The organism is Alloalcanivorax venustensis ISO4 (genome assembly GCF_015356855.1).
GTDB lineage: Bacteria > Pseudomonadota > Gammaproteobacteria > Pseudomonadales > Alcanivoracaceae > Alloalcanivorax > Alloalcanivorax venustensis.
The window spans coordinates 1-15,645 of the sequence record NZ_ARXR01000022.1; the positions used below are offsets into that span (position 1 = coordinate 1).

The 15,645-nt window shown below is 67.2% G+C and carries 14 protein-coding genes; 10 read left to right on the top strand and 4 right to left on the bottom strand.

All coding sequences use genetic code 11. The annotated features are described in order from the left end of the window. Nucleotides 1–387: 387 nt before the first annotated feature. From asd to rsgA, 3 genes are all read right to left on the bottom strand, one after another. Nucleotides 388–1,251, bottom strand: coding sequence for an archaetidylserine decarboxylase (asd, locus tag ISO4_RS12070; RefSeq protein ID WP_194856387.1), 864 nt, complete (start codon nt 1,249–1,251; stop codon nt 388–390). 19 nt (nt 1,252–1,270) lie between these two features. Continuing rightward, nucleotides 1,271–2,095 carry a sulfurtransferase gene (locus ISO4_RS12075; protein WP_194856388.1) on the bottom strand — a complete coding sequence of 275 codons (825 nt, stop codon included), beginning with the start codon at nt 2,093–2,095 and terminating at the stop codon, nt 1,271–1,273. A 93-nt stretch (nt 2,096–2,188) separates the two neighbouring features. Then, nucleotides 2,189–3,223 (bottom strand): small ribosomal subunit biogenesis GTPase RsgA, encoded by a 1,035-nt coding sequence (gene rsgA / locus ISO4_RS12080; RefSeq protein WP_194856389.1) that lies wholly within the window; start codon nt 3,221–3,223, stop codon nt 2,189–2,191. Nucleotides 3,224–3,336: 113 nt separating this feature from the next. On the opposite strand from rsgA, the gene orn reads away from it, so the two are divergent. After that, nucleotides 3,337–3,882 carry an oligoribonuclease gene (orn, locus tag ISO4_RS12085; RefSeq protein ID WP_194856390.1) on the top strand — a complete coding sequence of 182 codons (546 nt, stop codon included), beginning with the start codon at nt 3,337–3,339 and terminating at the stop codon, nt 3,880–3,882. Nucleotides 3,883–4,077: 195 nt separating this feature from the next. Here orn and queG read toward each other — a convergent pair whose 3' ends face one another. Continuing rightward, nucleotides 4,078–5,127 (bottom strand): tRNA epoxyqueuosine(34) reductase QueG, encoded by a 1,050-nt coding sequence (gene queG, locus ISO4_RS12090; protein ID WP_194856391.1) that lies wholly within the window; start codon nt 5,125–5,127, stop codon nt 4,078–4,080. A 59-nt stretch (nt 5,128–5,186) separates the two neighbouring features. Here queG and ISO4_RS12095 point away from each other — a divergent pair, with 59 nt between their 5' ends. The 9 genes from ISO4_RS12095 to hflC all read left to right on the top strand — a co-directional run bounded on the left by ISO4_RS12095 (nt 5,187) and on the right by hflC (nt 15,584). Further along, complete coding sequence (locus ISO4_RS12095) at nt 5,187–6,686, top strand: NAD(P)H-hydrate dehydratase (protein ID WP_194856392.1); 1,500 nt, start codon at nt 5,187–5,189, stop codon at nt 6,684–6,686. Beyond that, on the top strand, nt 6,687–7,112 hold the full coding sequence (gene tsaE, locus ISO4_RS12100) for a tRNA (adenosine(37)-N6)-threonylcarbamoyltransferase complex ATPase subunit type 1 TsaE (RefSeq protein ID WP_142947436.1): 426 nt from the start codon (nt 6,687–6,689) through the stop codon (nt 7,110–7,112). A gap of 37 nt (nt 7,113–7,149) precedes the next feature. Continuing rightward, nucleotides 7,150–8,454: an N-acetylmuramoyl-L-alanine amidase gene (locus tag ISO4_RS12105; RefSeq protein WP_228548097.1), complete on the top strand. Its 1,305-nt coding sequence runs from the start codon at nt 7,150–7,152 to the stop codon at nt 8,452–8,454. 34 nt (nt 8,455–8,488) lie between these two features. Next, nucleotides 8,489–10,345, top strand: coding sequence for a DNA mismatch repair endonuclease MutL (mutL, locus tag ISO4_RS12110; RefSeq protein ID WP_194856393.1), 1,857 nt, complete (start codon nt 8,489–8,491; stop codon nt 10,343–10,345). A gap of 25 nt (nt 10,346–10,370) precedes the next feature. Then, nucleotides 10,371–11,321 (top strand): tRNA (adenosine(37)-N6)-dimethylallyltransferase MiaA, encoded by a 951-nt coding sequence (gene miaA / locus ISO4_RS12115; RefSeq protein WP_194856418.1) that lies wholly within the window; start codon nt 10,371–10,373, stop codon nt 11,319–11,321. A 242-nt stretch (nt 11,322–11,563) separates the two neighbouring features. Beyond that, nucleotides 11,564–11,857 (top strand): RNA chaperone Hfq, encoded by a 294-nt coding sequence (gene hfq, locus ISO4_RS12120; RefSeq protein WP_142947434.1) that lies wholly within the window; start codon nt 11,564–11,566, stop codon nt 11,855–11,857. Between the two features lie 69 nt (nt 11,858–11,926). Further along, nucleotides 11,927–13,297: a ribosome rescue GTPase HflX gene (gene hflX, locus ISO4_RS12125; protein ID WP_142947433.1), complete on the top strand. Its 1,371-nt coding sequence runs from the start codon at nt 11,927–11,929 to the stop codon at nt 13,295–13,297. A gap of 11 nt (nt 13,298–13,308) precedes the next feature. Then, complete coding sequence (gene hflK / locus ISO4_RS12130) at nt 13,309–14,505, top strand: FtsH protease activity modulator HflK (protein ID WP_142947432.1); 1,197 nt, start codon at nt 13,309–13,311, stop codon at nt 14,503–14,505. Beyond that, nucleotides 14,505–15,584 (top strand): protease modulator HflC, encoded by a 1,080-nt coding sequence (gene hflC, locus ISO4_RS12135; protein WP_142947431.1) that lies wholly within the window; start codon nt 14,505–14,507, stop codon nt 15,582–15,584. The genes hflK and hflC overlap by 1 nt, the downstream gene beginning before the upstream one ends. The last annotated feature ends 61 nt before the right edge of the window (nt 15,585–15,645 follow it).

The window sequence follows — 15,645 nt, forward strand, 5'->3', positions numbered from 1 at the left end:
GTGGGAGCGGGCCATGCCCGCGAAAGGCGCGGAGCTCCCGGCAAAGGTTGCCCCGCAGGATGCCAGAGAGATTTCTGGCGGCAGCATGATCAGAGTCTCTGGAATCCTGCCGGCCGGCGTTGCCGGCCTTTCGCTTGCAAGGCAAGCTCGCACAAACCCCAAGCTTCGTAGAAAGGTTCGGCGCTGGCGATAACCCGGGGCGGCGGAATCTACCCAGGGAGCGGGTCTGTGTTCTGCCCTTCCGGGACCCTGGAGAACAGGACGTTCGACAGGGAGCCTACAGGGACGTATTCACGGCGTTCCCGGAAGGGCAGAACACAGACCCGCTCCCTGGGTAGATTCCGCCGCCGATGGAGAGAACACCAGGCCCCCGCCGAACCGGCGTCTCTACTGACGCACCGACCCGAAGGCCTCGCCCATCCGCACGGCGGCGCCCGCCGTCAGCTCCGAACCGAACTCAGCGGCGCCCTCCGGGAACAGCACGATCACCGTGGAGCCGAGCAGGAAGCGGCCCAGCTCGTCGCCCTTGCGCAGGGTCACCGGCGCCGGATTGCGGTAGTCGACCCGGGTCACGGTGGTGGACTGCGGCGTCACCTGGCCGGCGAACACGGTCTCGATGCCGGCGACGATCATGGCCCCCACCAGCACCACCGCCATCGGCCCCACCTCGGTATCGAACACGCACACCAGCCGTTCATTGCGCGCGAACAGGCGCGGCACCCGCTCGGTGGTGGTCTGGTTCACCGAGAACAGGCGCCCGGGCACGTAGCAGATTTCGCGCAGGGTGCCGGTGAACGGCATGTGCACGCGGTGATAATCCTTCGGCGACAAATAGACGGTGGCGAAGTGGCCGTTCTGGAACTCCGCCGCCAGCGCGCCGTCGCCGCCCAGCAGCTCGAAGGCGGAATAATGGTGGCCCTTGGCCTGGAACAGGTCGCCGCCGCGCAGCGGGCCCAGCTGGCTGACGGTGCCGTCCGCCGGGCAGGCCAGCACCCGCTCGCCGTCGGCGATGGGGCGGGCGCCGTCTTTCAACGCGCGGGTGAAGAAGGCGTTGAAGTTCTCGAAGCGGTCCGGGTCTTCGATTTCCGCTTCGCTGAGGTCCACCCCGAAGTGCTGGATGAAGCGGTTGATGAAGGTGGTTTTGATCCACGGAATCTCGCTGCGCGCCACCCAGCCCACCAGGCGGGACAGGAGGTGCTGGGGGACGACGTGCTGAAGCGCGATAAACAGCTTTTCTTTTAGAGCGTGCAAAGAGTGAGCCTCAAGGTGATTACTCGGACTTTTCCGTGGGGGTGTCGGGGTGGTTGCCCCATTCGGCCCAGGAGCCGGGGTAGCCGCGAATGCGCTCGAAACCGAGGATTTTGCCCACCAGCCAGGTGAAGCTGGAGCGGTGGTGGGTCTGGCAGTGTGTGATCACTTCCTTGTTGCTCTGGATGCCGCGCTCGGCCAGCTCCCGGCGTATCTCTTCCAGATCGCGCAGGCGCAGGTTGTTGTGCTTGTCCATGGCGTCGGTCCACTCGTAGTGGGTGGCGCCGGGGATATGGCCGGCCTTCTGGGCGAAGGCGCGCACGCCGGCGAATTCCTCCTCCGAGCGGGCGTCCCAGATCACCACGTCCGGGTCGGTGTGGTGCTTGAGCACGTAGTCCAGATCGACACTGGTGGCCGGGTCGTGCTCGCCGACCCGATAGTCGCTGGGCTCCGGCCGGGTGCGGTCGCTGCTGGTGCTCAGTTCCGCCGCCAGCCAGCCGTGGATGCCGCCATTGAGGTAGGAATATTTCTTGTGGCCGATCACATCCAGGGTCCACAGCAGGCGCCCGGCCCAGCCGCCGCCTTCGTCGTCGTAGGCGACCACCTGGGTGTCCGGGGTCAGGCCCAGTTCGGAGAACAGCGCGGACAGGGCGTCGTCGCTGGGCAGCAGCCCGGGCGCCGGCTGGGTGCCGGCGAGCAGGCGCTTGAAGTCCAGGTGCACGGCGCCGGGCACGTGGGCCTGGTCGTAGACCTGATCCTTGCTCAGATCCACGATCAGCAGATTGTCGTCGTCCAAATGGGCCGCCAGGTCGGCGGGTTCCAGCAGTAGCGGCAGTTGAGCGGTCATGGCTAATCGTCTTCGCTGCGGAATGGGGTGCGTGAAAACAAACCTGATTGTAATGGAGGGACCCCATGGCTGTCAGATGTGTTCCCCGAAGGTCTACCGGTAGCGCTCGCGGCCTTCCTCATCCAGGGTGTCGGCGATCTGGAAGAAATTGTGCAGCCGCTCCTCGCTCACCTCGCCGTTTTCCGCCGCCTCACGCAGGGCGCAGCCCGGTTCGTGGCGGTGGGTGCAGTTGCGGAAGCGGCAGTGACCGGCCCGTTCGGAGAGCTCCCGATAGCCGTGCAGCAGCTCCTCTTCGCTGATGTGCCAGAGCCCGAATTCGCGGATCCCCGGTGAATCGATCAGCCGGCCGCCGTCCGGCAGGCGGAACAGGCGCGCGGTGGTGGTGGTGTGCTGGCCCAGGCCGGACACCCCGGACAGGTCGCCCACCGCCAGCTCGGCGCCGGGCAGCACCGCGTTCACCAGCGACGACTTGCCGACCCCGGACTGGCCCACGAACGCGCAGGTGTACCCGGTCAGCGCGGTTTTAAGCGCGGCCAGGCCGGCGCCGTCCTCGGCGGACGCCTCGATCACCGGGTAGCCCAGGTGGCGGTAAATGTCGGTGATCTCGTCCAGGGCGTCGCGGCTCTCGGCGTCGATCAGATCGGCCTTGTTCAGCACCAGGGTGGCGGGAATCCCGGACAGCTCCGCCGCCACCAGGTAGCGGTCGAGCAGGGCGGTGGAGGGCACCGGCATGGGCGCGAACACCACCAGCAACCGGTCCACGTTGGCGGCCACCGGCTTCAGGTTGCCGTAGTTATCCGGCCGCTTGAGCACGCTCTGGCGGGGTTCGATGGCGGTGACCACGCCGTCGCCGTCGCCTTCCACCCGCGGCGCCTGCCAGATCACCCGGTCGCCCACCACCAGCTGCTCCAGATTGGCGCGGAAGTGGCAGCGTGCCGGAACGCCGGCCTCGTCTTCCACCAGCACCTGGCCGCCGAAGTGGGCCACCACCGTGCCCAATTGCTCATCGCCCAGGGCGGTGGCCACCGGGTTTTCCTGGCCGGCCCGGCGTTGGGCCCGCTGGCGCCGTTCCGCCTGGATTTTCTCGATCCGCCACTTCTGGCGCCGGTTCAGTTTGCGTTTCGCCATAAATCACTGGGCGGCCGTACCGCCGTTAGCTGGGGATGCAGGCTGCAGGATACAGGAGCGCGCCCCGATCCGTTATCCTGCAACCTGCATCGCATTGATCATTCGGGAGCCCCATGACGCAATCACGAGACAACCTGATCTGGATCGACCTGGAAATGACCGGGCTGGACCCGGCCAATGACCGCATCATCGAGATCGCCACCATTGTCACCGACGCCCATTTGAACGTCCTCGCGGAGGGGCCCGTGATGGCGGTGCATCAGAGCGACGCGCTGCTCAACGGCATGGACGATTGGAACACCGAGCACCACAACAATTCCGGCCTGGTGGAGCGGGTCCGCAAAAGCGACCTGGACGACGCCGAGGCGGAGCGCCGCACCCTGGTGTTTCTGGAGCAGTACGTGGAAGCGGGCATGTCGCCGATGTGCGGCAACAGCATCTGTCAGGACCGCCGTTTCCTGGCCAATTACATGCCGCGCCTGGAAGCGTTTTTCCACTACCGCAACCTGGATGTGTCCACCCTCAAGGAGCTGGCGCGGCGCTGGAAGCCGGACATTCTGCCCGGCTTCAAGAAGGAAAATAAGCACCTGGCGCTGGACGACATCCGAGAGTCCATCCAGGAACTGGCCTACTACCGCGAGCACCTGATCCGCCTGTAACGCCGGACTTTCTTGCCTTTCTACGAAGCTCGAATTGTGGGAGCTTGCCTTGCAAGCGAAAGGGTGGCTTTAGCCACCCGGCAGGATACCAGAGAGGTTGTTTGTGCTGCCGTTAGATAGGTCTCTGGGATCCTGCCGGGAGCTTCGCTCCCTTTCGCGGGCGAGGCCCGCTCGCACAACCGCTCCCACAGGATCTTACTTTTCGCGAAGGCGCCGCAGCGCCCAAGAGGCGTGCTCCCGGACCAAATCGCTGGGATCGCCGATCGCCGCTTCCAGGGCCGCCAGAGCCTGGGGCGAGGCCGGCCCGTTACCCAGCGCCACCGCCAGGTTGCGCCGCCAGCGTTCGAAGCCGGCGCGGCGGATCGGTGAGCCTTCGGTGCGGCGCAGAAACGTCTCTTCGTCCCATTGGAACAGCGTCACCAGCTCGCTGTCCGCCAGGCCGTGGCGCGGCTGGAAATCGGTTTCCTTGCTGTGCGAGGCGAAGCGGTTCCAGGGGCACATCAACTGGCAGTCGTCGCAGCCGAACACCCGGTTGCCGATGCCGCGGCGCAGGTCCTCCGGAATCGATCCGGGATGCTCGATGGTCAGGTAGGAGATGCAGCGCCGGGCGTCCAGCTGGTAGGGCGCGACAATGGCATCGGTCGGGCACACCGTCATGCAGGCGGAGCACTTGCCGCAGTGGTCCTCGGCGGGCTCGTCCACCGGCAGCGGCAGGTCGGTGTAAATCTCGCCGAGGAAAAACCAGCTGCCCGCGTGGCGATTGAGAATCAGGGTGTGCTTGCCCTGCCAGCCGAGCCCGGCTTTCTCGGCGAGGGGTTTTTCCATCACCGGCGCGCTGTCCACGAAGGCGCGGGCCAGACGGGTGTCGGCCACTTCTTCGCGGATCAGCGCCGCCAGCCGCGCCAGCCGTTTGCGCACCAGCTTGTGGTAGTCGCGGCCCAGGGCGTAGCGGGACACATAGGCTTTCTCTTTTTGCTGCAGCACCTTGACCGGCTGGGTGTCCGGCGGCAGGTAGTCCATGCGCAGCGACAGCACACGCACGGTGTCCGGCTCCAGCTCCGCCGGCCGCGAGCGCTTGTTGCCGTGGGCGGCCATCCAGCCCATCTCGCCGTGGCGGCCGGCGGCTAGCCAGTCGTGCAGGCGCTGTTCCGCCTGGCTCAGGTCCAGGTCGGCGACGCCCATCTGCTGGAAGCCCAGCGCCCGGGCGTGCTCGGCGATGCGTGTTTTCAGGTCGCTGAAATCCATGGAAGCCAAGGTGGGTGATATAGTGTGGGTCATCCGTTCGAACGCAAGGATAACAGTGAATGCCGGTTAGATCGTTGCCCGAGGCGCTGTACAGCGCCGATCAGACCCGCGAACTGGACCGCCTGGCCGGTGAGGCCGGCCTCAGCGGTGAGGAACTGATGGAGCGCGCCGGCCGCGCCGCGTTCGATGTGCTGCTGTCGCGCTGGCCGGACGTGTCGCGGCCGGCGGTGCTGTGCGGCGGCGGCAACAACGGCGGCGACGGCTATGTGGTGGCGCGGCTGGCCCGCGAAGCCGGCCTGGAGCCGGTGATCCACCATCTGCGCGACCCGGAGCGAATGAAGGGCGATGCCCTGACCATGGCGCGGCGCGCCCGCGATGCCGGCGTGCCGATGCGGCCGTTGTCCGTGGACGATCTGCCGGTCGACGCGCCGCTGCTGGTGGACGGCCTGCTCGGCACCGGCATCAGCGACGCCCTGCGCGACGATATCCGCGCGCTGATCGAAGCGCTGGGCCGTCTCGGCAAGCCGGTGCTGGCCCTGGACGTGCCCTCCGGCCTCAACGCGGATACCGGCGCCCCGGCCGGCGCGGTGCTGAGCGCCGACTGCACCATTACCTTTATCGGTGTGAACCGGGGCCTGCTCACCGGCGCCGGCCCGGTGCACAGCGGCGAGCTGCTGTTCGACGACCTGGGTGTGGACCGGCCGGTCTACCAGCACATCGACCGCCCCGTTTGGCGGCCCTCGCCGGCTCGCCTGCGGCACTGGCTGCCGCCCCGGCGCCGCGACGCGCACAAGGGCCACTTCGGCCATGTGCTGGTGGTGGGCGGCGATCATGGCTTCGCCGGGGCGCCGTTGATGACGGCCCAGGCGGCGGCCCGTTGCGGCGCCGGCCTGGTGAGCCTGGCCACGCGGCCGGAGCACGCCCCGGCGGTGCTCGCCCGCCAGCCGGAGATCATGGTGCGCGGCGTGGACGGCGCCGAATCGCTGCGGCCGCTGCTGGAAAAAGCGTCGGTGGTGGCGGTGGGTCCGGGCCTGGGCACCGGTCCCTGGGGCCGGGTGTTGCTGGAGGAAGTGCTGGAAAGCGGTCTGCCGCTGGTGATCGACGCGGACGGCCTGAACGTGTTGATCGAACTGGATGCGGACGCCCGTGACAACTGGATTCTTACCCCGCACCCCGGCGAGGCGGGCCGGCTCCTGGGCAGCGACGGCGCCACCGTCCAGGCCGACCGCTTCGCGGCGCTGGAAAGCCTGGCCGCTCGTTACGGCGGCACGGTGCTGCTCAAAGGACTGGGCACCCTGGTGCGCGGTGACGGCGGCACCGCGCTGATCAGCGACGGCAACCCGGGCATGGCCACCGGCGGCATGGGCGACGTGCTCACCGGGGTGATCGCCGCCCTGCACGCCCAGGGTCTGCCCGGCTACCAGGCGGCGGCGCTGGGCGCCATGGCCCACGCCCGCGCCGCCGACCGGGCCGCCGCCGCGGGCGGCGAGCGGGGTTTGCTGGCCACCGACCTGCTGGCCGCGCTGCGGCCGGTGCTGAACGGAGACGACGAGCGTTAGATGAACGAACAGCATTTTCTCGCCGACGAGCAGGCCACGCTGGATCTGGGCGCGGCGCTGGCGTCACGTCTGGGCGCCGGCCAGTGCGTGTATCTGCGCGGCGACCTGGGCGCCGGTAAAACCACGCTGGTGCGCGGCCTGCTGCGCGCGCTCGGCCACGCCGGCTCGGTGAAGAGCCCGACGTACACCCTGGTGGAACCCTATGACGTGGCCGGCGTCCATATCTATCATTTTGATTTATATCGGCTCGGGGACCCCGAGGAACTGGAGATGATCGGCATTCGCGACTACTTTGACGGTCATGCACTGTGCGTGCTGGAGTGGCCTGAACGTGGAAGCGGGGTTATTCCGCCGCCGGACCTCACCGTTACCCTGGCCGTGGAGAAACAGGGACGATATGCGAAGCTGGAATGGGCCGATGGCTGATAACTGTGTCCGAAGGATGCGCCGCAACGGACTGAAAATGGCCGTGTTGATCGCCGGCCTGCTGGCGATGGTCGGCGCCCGCGCGGCGATTACCGTGGATTCCGTGCGCCTGCACCGGGCCCCGGACCACACCCGTATCGTCTTCGATCTGCCCGAGCCGGTGGAGCATACCCTGGACAAACTGGCCGATCCGGACCGGGTGGTGGTGGATCTGATGGACGCGGATCTGGCCTTCGACGTGAGCGCCCTGGATTACAAGGACAGCCCGATCGAGAACATCCGCGTCGGCAAGCACGAGGACAAGACGCGGGTGGTGTTCGACCTCAGCGCCGCGGTGCGCCCGCGCACCAACCTGCTGAAACCGGTGGACCCGCACAGCTGGCGGCTGGTGGTGGATCTCTTCGACAGCGACCCTAAGCCGGTGAAAACCATCGAGGAACCCGAGGCCGACAGCGGCGAACCGCGCCAGATGATCGTCGCCATCGACCCGGGCCACGGCGGCGAGGACCCGGGCGCCCTGGGCCCCGGCAATTTGCTGGAAAAAGAGGTGGTGCTGCAGATCGCCCGCAAGGTGAAGGCGCGCATCGACCGCGAGCCGGGCATGAAGGCGGTGATGGTCCGCGACGGCGACTACTACGTGCCGCTGGCCGAACGCCGCCGGGTGGCGCGCCAGGACAACCACGCGGATGTGTTTATTTCCATCCACGCGGACGCCTTCACCGACCCGCGCGCCCATGGCGCCAGCGTGTTCGCCCTCTCCAATCGCGGCGCCACCAGCGCCCGCGCCGCCTATGTGGCGAAAATGGCCAACGAGTCGGACAAAGTGGCCGGGGTCTACGAGGAAGAGAAGGACGATTCCAACCTGCTCAATGTGCTGGCGGACATGCGCATGAGCGGCTCCATGGCCCACAGCCTGTACCTGGGCCGCCAGATTCTCGAGGAAATGGGACAGATCACCAAGCTGCACGGCGGCCGCAAGACCGTGGAGCAGGCCGCCTTCGTGGTGCTCAAGGAGCCGGAGATGGTCTCCGTGCTGGTGGAAACCGGCTTTATTTCCAACCGGGAAGAGGCGCGCAATCTCAGTTCCAGCGCCCACCAGGAAAAGCTGGCGCGCTCCATCGTCAACGGCGTGAAGCAGTATTTCCGCACCCATCCGGCGCCGGGCAGCTGGTTCGCCGCCCAGCGCCGTGAGAACGGCGAGCAGCATCGCATCCAGCCCGGTGATACCCTGTCCGGCATCGCCCGCCAGTACCAGGTCTCCGAGCAGGCCCTGCGCGCCGCCAATGATATTCGCGATGACCGCATCATGGTGGGCCAGACCCTGACCATTCCCCGGTCCTGACGGCACAACCCGGTTTTAGTAAAGAGAGTTCTCTGTGGCAAAGATTCATCGGCTGGATTCCCGGCTCGCCAACCAGATCGCCGCCGGCGAGGTGGTGGAGCGCCCCGCCTCGGTGCTTAAGGAGTTGCTGGAAAACGCGCTCGACGCCGGCGCCCGCCAGATCAGCGTGGACGTGGAGCAGGGCGGCACCAAGCTGATCCGGGTGCGCGACGACGGCAGCGGCATCGACCAGGATGACCTGCCGCTGGCCCTGTCCCGCCACGCCACCAGCAAGATCCGCGGCCTCGAAGACCTGGAGGCGATCGGTACCCTCGGTTTCCGGGGCGAGGCGCTGGCGGCGATCAGTTCGGTGTCGCGGTTGAGCCTGGCCAGTAACAGCGGCGACCAGGCCGAAGGCTGGCAGGTCACCGTGGAAGGGCGCGACATGGCGCCGTCCGTGGCGCCCACCGCGCACCCGCGCGGCTGCACCGTGACCATGCGCGACCTGTTCTTCAACACCCCGGCCCGGCGCCGTTTCCTGCGCACCGAGAAAACCGAATTCAACCACCTGGAAGAGGTGTTCCGGCGGGTCGCCCTGAGCGAATTCCAGACCGGCTTCCGCCTCAGCCACAACCAGAAAGTGATCCACCAGCTGCCGCCCGGGGACGACGACACCCTGCGCGCCGCCCGTGTGGCGCGGTTGTGCGGCCGCGCCTTCATGGATCAGGCGCTGACCGTGGACATCGAGCACGCCGGCCTGCGGCTGCACGGCTGGATGGGCCTGCCCACCTTCTCCCGGTCCCAGGCGGATTTGCAGTATTTCTACGTCAACGGCCGGGTGATCCGCGACAAGGTGGTCAGCCACGCGGTGCGCCAGGCCTACGCGGACGTGCTCTACCACGGCCGCCACCCGGCCTATGTGCTGTTCTTCGAAGTGGACCCGGCGCTGGTGGATGTGAACGTGCACCCCACCAAGCACGAGGTGCGGTTCCGCGAACAGCGCATGGTCCACGACTTCCTGTTCCGCAGCCTGCACCGGGCCATCGCCGAGGTGCGCCCCGGCGAGGGTCAGCACGGCGAGGGCCGCCCCGGCGACGCCGCGCCGGCCATGGAAGAGGGGCCGGCGCCCAGCCAGGGCCATATGGCCCTGGGCACCCCGGCCAGTGGCGCGCCGGGCGTCTCGGAGGGGCCGCGCCGGTCTTTCGGCGGCGGCTACGGCGGTGCGTTCAGCGGTGGCACGATCGCCGACGGCGCCCGCCAGGCCGGCGCCTACGGGCAGATGGTGTCGGCCACGCCCGCGCCCGGCGGTGACCCGGAGGCGTCGCACACGCCGCCGCTGGGCTATGCGGTGGCGCAGCTGCACGGCATTTTCATCGTCGCCGAGAACGAACACGGCATGGTGCTGGTGGACATGCACGCCGCCCACGAACGGATCACCTACGAGCGTCTGAAACGGGACTGGGCCGAGGAGAAAGTGCGCAGCCAGCCGCTGCTGGTGCCGGTGTCCATGGCGGTGTCGTCCCGCGAGGCGGATTTCGCCGAGCAGCAGCCCCAGGTGTTCCAGCGCCTGGGCTTCATGGTCGAACGGGCCGGCCCGGAAACCCTGGTGGTGCGCGAGGTGCCGGCGCTGCTGCGCAACGCGGACAGCGAGACGCTGGTCCGGGACGTGCTCAGCGATCTGCTCGCCCACGGCAGCAGCGAGCGCATCGAGCAGCAGCTGGACGCGCTGCTCTCGTCCATGGCCTGCCACGGCAGCGTGCGCGCCAACCGGCGCCTGACCGTGCCGGAGATGAACGCCCTGCTGCGCGACATGGAGGCCACCGAGCGCTCCGGGCAGTGCAACCACGGACGCCCCACCTGGACCCAGATGAGCGTCAAGGAGCTGGACCGGCTCTTTATGCGGGGGCAGTAGCGTGCCCGACCCGATTATCCTCCTGATGGGCCCCACCGGGGCCGGCAAGACCGAGCTGGCGATCCAGGCCGCCGAAACCCTGCCCGTGGAACTGATCAACGTGGACTCGGCGCTGGTCTACCAGGGGCTGGACATCGGCGCGGCGCGGCCCTCGGCGGCGGAGCTGGCGCGGGCGCCGCACCGGCTGATGGGGTTCCGCGACCCGGCCCGGCCCTATTCGGCGGCGGATTTCCGCGCCGACGCCCTGGCGGAAATCGAGGCGATCAGCGCCGCCGGCCGCATTCCGCTGCTGGTGGGCGGCACCATGCTTTACTTCAAGGCGCTGGTGGAAGGCCTGGCGCCGTTGCCCGAGGCCGACCCGGCGGTGCGCGCGGAAATCGCCGCCCTGGCGGAGCGGGAAGGCTGGCCGGCGGTGCACCGCGAGCTGGCCCGGGTGGACCCGCCCAGTGCCGACCGTCTCAAGCCCACGGATGGCCAGCGGCTGCAGCGCGCCCTGGAGGTGTTCCGCCTTACCGGCCGGCCGCTGAGCGCCTTTCACGGCGAGCACGACACCGCCGCCACGCCCCTGGGGGACGGCTTTTTCCGCTTCCCGGGCCTGGACCGGCCGGTGCTGAGTCTGGCGGTGGTGCCGCCGCGCCCGGAGCTGCACCGGCGCATCGAACACCGCTTCATGGCCATGCTGGAAGCCGGGCTGGTGGAGGAGGTGGCGGCCTTGCGCCGGCGCGGCGACCTGCACGCCGAGCTGCCGGCGCTCAAGGCGGTGGGATATCGCCAGGTGTGGCGCTATCTGGAGGGCGATTGGGATTACCCTACCATGGTGGAAAAGGGTATTATTGCCACACGGCAGTTGGCCAAACGGCAGCTTACCTGGCTGCGTAAATGGCCTGGAGTGGAAACCTACGACAACACCCGTGACGAGGGTCGCATCGCCTGTAAAGAGCGGCTTGCAGGGGTTTGTAAAACCGTGTTTAGTTGACTCGCGGACTGTTTTTTTAAGGCTTGTTTTATTGGGACCAAGCCCCATAAAAGAACAACGAGTTAACAGGGCTTTCGGATGGTGGGGTCGGAAACTTTTCCTCGGGAAGGCTGCCATAGAAGTCCCATGGCCCCAGGACCGACCGGCATGGATGGCCGGCGGCACGTGGCCCGGACGTTAGCGCTGATAATTGCCCGCACTGTTTGGGCACCCACTTTTTATGACTCTTAAGGAGATTTGCCATGTCAAAAGGGCACTCGCTACAAGACCCTTTTCTCAATGCCCTGAGAAAGGAGCGCATCCCGGTTTCGATCTTTCTGGTGAACGGCATAAAGTTGCAGGGACAGATTGAGTCCTTCGACCAGTACGTGGTGCTGTTGAAGAACGCCGTCAGCCAGATGGTCTACAAGCACGCTATTTCCACCGTGGTTCCGGCCCGTAATCCGCGTGCCGCGGGCACCGGCGGCAACCCGGCCATGGCCGGCACGGCGGCACCGCAGAACGACGGCCCCGGCGAGGACTTCGGCAATCAGTAAGCCGATTCCCGGATTTCGCCCCCGTCAAAGCCACGCCGTCCGGCGTGGCTTTGTTTTATATTGAGGTCTATGGATCTATTCGATCGTACAGAACAGGTTCGTACCGGCGCCGGTGAGAAAGCGGTGCTGGTGCATATCGACCTGCCCGACGCCCTGGGTCGCGAGGACCTGGACGAGTTTTATCATCTGGTGACCTCCTCCGGGGTGGAGCCGGTGGTGGAGTTGCTGGGCAAGCGCGACCGCCCCGACCCGGCGCTGTTTATCGGTTCCGGCAAGGCGGAAGAGCTGGCGGCGCTGGTGCGCGAGCATCAGGCCGACGTGGTGCTGTTCAACCATGGTCTGAGCGCCGGCCAGGAGCGCAACCTGGAGCGTGCGGTGAAATGCCGCGTGCTCGACCGCACCGGTCTGATTCTGGATATTTTCGCCCAACGGGCGCGTACCCACGAAGGCCGTCTGCAGGTGGAGCTGGCGCAATTGCAGCATCTCTCCACCCGGCTGGTGCGCGGCTGGACCCACCTGGAGCGCCAGAAGGGCGGTATCGGCCTGCGCGGTCCGGGTGAGACCCAGCTGGAAACCGACCGCCGCCTGCTGCGCGAGCGTATCCGCTCGATTCAGGCGCGGCTGGACAAGGTGCGCAAGCAGCGCGCCCAGGGCCGACGTGCCCGGGACCGTTCAGAAACCCCGCTGATCTCCCTGGTGGGGTACACCAACGCCGGCAAGTCGACGCTGTTCAACGCGCTCACCACCGGCGACGTCTACGTGGCCGACAAGCTGTTCGCCACCCTGGACCCGACCCTGCGCAAGGTGCGGGTGCCCGGGGTGGGGCCGGCGATTCTGGCCGACACGGTGGGCTTTATCCGCCACCTGCCGCACCGGCTGGTGCAGGCGTTCCGCGCCACCCTGGAGGAGACCGTTAACGCGTCCTTGCTGCTGCATGTGACAGACAGTAGTGTCGAAGAGAGCGACGCGAACGTGGCCGCGGTGAACGAAGTCCTGGAAGAAATCGGCGCGGATACCGTGCCCGTGCTGCATGTTTACAATAAGGTGGACGCCCTGGAAGACGCATCGCCGCACCTGGAACGCGATGAACAGGGGCTGCCCTGGCGTGTCTGGTTGTCGGCGCGCACCGGCGAGGGCTTCGACCTGTTGCATCAGGCGATCGCCGAGCGACTGGCGGACCGCTGGGTGGATCGCTGGTTGCGGCTGCCTCCGGAGGCCGGCCGCCTGCGGTCGCGCCTCCATGAAGCCGGCGAGGTGCGCGAGGAACAGGCGGCCACCGACGGCGGCATGCTGCTGCGGGTACATGTCAATCGGGTGCACTTCGAACGTCTGCTGCGCGAAGCCGGCCTGCGTGAAGAACAGGTCCGTGTTCCTGACCCTTCGGTTGCAGAGACGGATACCCCTTCCTACAATCCTGAACGCTCGCACAGAGCGGGATAACGGAGAATTCAATGGCCTGGAATGAACCCGGCGGAAACAAACCCAGGGACCCCTGGGGCGGGGGCGGCGGCGGTGGCGATCAGCGACCGCCCGATCTTGATGAAGCGCTGAAAAACCTTAAGGACCGCATCAACAACCTGTTCGGCGGCAAAGGCGGCGGCGGTGGCGGCGGCAACAAGTCGTCCGGCGGCTTCCCCGGCGGCCTGCTGGCGGTGGCCCTGGTGGTGCTGGTGGTCGGTTATGTGCTGATGGGTTTTTACCTGGTGGATCAGCGCGAGCGCGGCGTGGTGCTTCGCTTCGGTGAATTCAACCGCATGGTGGACCCGGGCCTGAACTGGCGCGCGCCGATCATCGAACAAAGCATGGAAGTGGATGTGGGGCAGAACCGCAGCTACGAAATCAGTGAGGAAATGCTCACCGAGGACACCAACATCGTCGCGGTGACCCTGGAAGTCCAGTACAAGGTACTCGACCCCCAGGCGTTCCTGCTGCGCGTGGGCGCGCCGGAGACCATTCTTCAGCACGCCACCAGCTCGGCGCTGCGCCACGTGGTGGGCAGCTCGACCATGGACGACGTGCTGCGCGACCGCCGCGAAGATATTCGTCTGCTGGTGCGCGAGCGGCTGCAGGAGTATCTGGACCGCTACAACACCGGCCTGGTGATCAACCAGGTGGTGCTGGACAAGACCGCCGCGCCGGAAGCGGTGCGTGACGCCTTCGACGACGTGGCCAAGGCCAAGGAAGACGAAGACCGCTTCAAGAAAGAAGCCGAGGCCTACTACAACTCGGTGATTCCGGAAGCCCGCGGCCAGGCCGCGCGCATCACCGAGGAAGCGGAAGCCTACAAGGTCCGCGTGGTGGCCGAGGCCGAGGGTGACGCCGCCCGCTTCACCGACCTGGTAGCGGAATACCGCAAGGCACCGGAAGTGACCCGTCAGCGTCTCTACCTGGACAGCCTCACCGAGGTGTTCAGCAACTCCAGCAAGGTATTGCTGGACGCGCAGGGCAGTGACAGCCTGATGTACCTGCCTCTGGACCAGATGTTCAAGGGCAAGCAGCCGGTGTCCGGCGACAGCGGTGCCGCCAACCGCGGCAGCGGTTCCGGCTCCTCTTCGTCGACCACCTCGAGCGCCGGCGCCGATGACGGCGGCAGTGGCCGTTCCGGCTCGCGCAGTCTGTACCAAAGCAACCGCACGGAGATTCGCTGATGGGCACACGTAGCTGGCTTATGCTGGTGGCAGTGGGCGTGCTGTTGCTGCTGGCTCTGGACTCTTTTTACATCGTCAACGAAACCGAAAAGGCCGTGCTGAAGCGATTCGCACGGGTGGAGAAAGCGGACATCGAACCGGGCATTTACCCGAAGGTGCCGCTGATCGACGACGTGGTGCGGGTGGACGGCCGTCTGCTCACCCACGACGTGCCCACCCAATCGTTTTTGACCGCGGAAAAGAAACTGCTCAACGTGGACGCCTTCGTGACCTGGCGCATCGCCGACGTGCAGCGCTACATCGTCAGTGTCGGCGCCGGCGTCAACGACGGTCTGGCCATGGAGCGCCGCGCCCGGGAGCTGCTCGACCCGCGCGTTAACGAGGCGCTGCGGAACCAGTTCGCCGAGCGCACCGTGCAGGAAGTGGTGGCCGGCCAGGGCGGGGCGCTGCCCGATGAGGCCCTGGACCCCACCGCGGTAAGCACCGAGGACCTCCTTAGCGGCGGCGACGGCGAGGCGAAAACCACCTCCGAAGTGGAGGCGGACGCCGAGGCCCAAGCCGCCGACGACGGCGGAGAGCCCGGCGACACGGCGGCGTCGTCACTGGGCGACGAGACCGATCAGCGCGAGAAGCTGATGAACTCCGTGGCCCAGGAAGTGAACGCCGCCACCCTGGAGGATCTGGGCATCGAAGTGGTCGACGTGCGCGTCAAGCAGGTGGACTGGCCGGATCAGGTGCGTGGCCGGGTCTTCGACCGGATGCGCGCCGAACGTGCCCGTGACGCCGCCGAGCACCGGGCGCGGGGCCGCGAGGACGCCGAGCGCATCCGCGCCGCCGCCGACCGCCAGCAGACGCAGATCGTGGCCCAGGCCTACGAGGAAGCGCAGCGCCTGCGCGGCGCCGGCGACGCCCGCGCCACCTCGATCTACGCCAACGCCTATGGCAAGGACGAGGAGTTCTTCCGCTTCTACCGCAGCCTGCAGGCGTACCGGGAAAGCTTCGACTCCAAGGAAGACGTGCTGATCCTCTCTCCGGACAGCGAGTTCTTCCAGTACATGAAGCAGAACCGCGGACGCTGAACACCGGGTGCCCGCCGCCGGGCGGCGGGTATCTGCCCCTCGGGGGACGTGTTAGAATCCA